This window comes from Methylorubrum aminovorans, from assembly GCF_022179725.1.
GTDB lineage: Bacteria > Pseudomonadota > Alphaproteobacteria > Rhizobiales > Beijerinckiaceae > Methylobacterium > Methylobacterium aminovorans.
In genome coordinates this window covers 1-1,063 of record NZ_BPRC01000088.1, presented here as the reverse complement: position 1 = coordinate 1,063, position 1,063 = coordinate 1, and the positions used below count along the sequence as shown (strand labels likewise).

Here is a 1,063-nt window from a genome sequence, read left to right as displayed (position 1 = left end):
GCTAGAGCTGTTGCCGATCAATCTGGATCGTATGCGTCGTAGCCGGCCGCTGCGAGGCAGTTGCGGCATTGCTTTGGGGAGAGGCTGTCGAAGGCTGATCGGATTGCCGCTCTCAGGTCTGGAACCGTGCGGGCTGCGGCTTTGCGTAGGTCGGCTTTGAGCTTGGCGAATATCTGCTCGATCGGGTTGAAGTCCGGGGAATAGGGCGGAAGGTACAGGAGCCGGGCGCCCGCAGCCTGGATCGCCTCTCGGACGCCGGCCACTTTGTGAGCCGCGAGGTTGTCGAGGATCACCGTGTCGCCCCGCTTCAGCACGGGGATCAAGGTGTCGGCGAGGTAGGCGCGGAAGCGCTCGCCGTTGGTGGCTCCGTCGAACAGGGCGGTGGCGACCACGCCGCTCGTGCGCAGAGCGGCTGTGACGGTGGTGGTCTTCCAGTGGCCGTGCGGAACGGCGACCCGGCAGCGCTCGCCGCGGGGCGCCCAGCCATGGCGGCGCATCATGGCGGTGGTGGTGGCCGTCTCATCAAGGAAGACGAGCTTGTCGGGATCGAGCTCGTCCTGGGCCTTGAACCAGTCCTCACGTTCGGCCCTCACGTCCGGCCGCTGCTGCTCGGCGGCGTGGATCGTGTTTTTTTGTGTGTGATGCGGTGGCGCTTGAAGAAGCGCGACAAGCCGCTTTGGCTGGTGGCGATGCCCCGTTCGGACAGCAGGGCGCGCAACTCCGACAGGATCAGCGTCGGTCGCTCTGCACGCAGGCTCAGGATCAGGTCGGCATGGGCTTCGATGTGCTGCGAACGCCGGTCGCCGCCACGCGGCTTGGCCGAGACTCGGCCCTCGCGCTCGAAGCTCTCCTGCCAGCGAATGGCGCTGGCGACACTAACCCCGAACCGCGCCGCCGCCTGACGGCGCGAGGCACCCTCCGCGACGGCCTTCACCACACGCTCGCGCAGATCCGACGATAACGACGATGCCATCAACCCTCCTGTCGATCACCGACAGAGAATCAGATCGCCCCACCTCAGAAAACCCCAGGCCGACTCGGCACGGTCGGCAACAGCTCTAAT

At 66.2% G+C, this 1,063-nt stretch carries 1 protein-coding gene; it reads right to left on the bottom strand.

All coding sequences use genetic code 11. From position 1 onward, the window contains the following. Nucleotides 1-17: 17 nt before the first annotated feature. Nucleotides 18-973 (bottom strand): IS630 family transposase gene (locus tag MFF24_RS28610; RefSeq protein WP_373322759.1). Its coding sequence is split into 2 segments (ribosomal slippage): nucleotides 18-637 and nucleotides 637-973, totalling 957 coding nucleotides; the frame shifts between segments, so codons are not numbered across the junction. Between the last annotated feature and the right edge of the window lie 90 nt (nucleotides 974-1,063).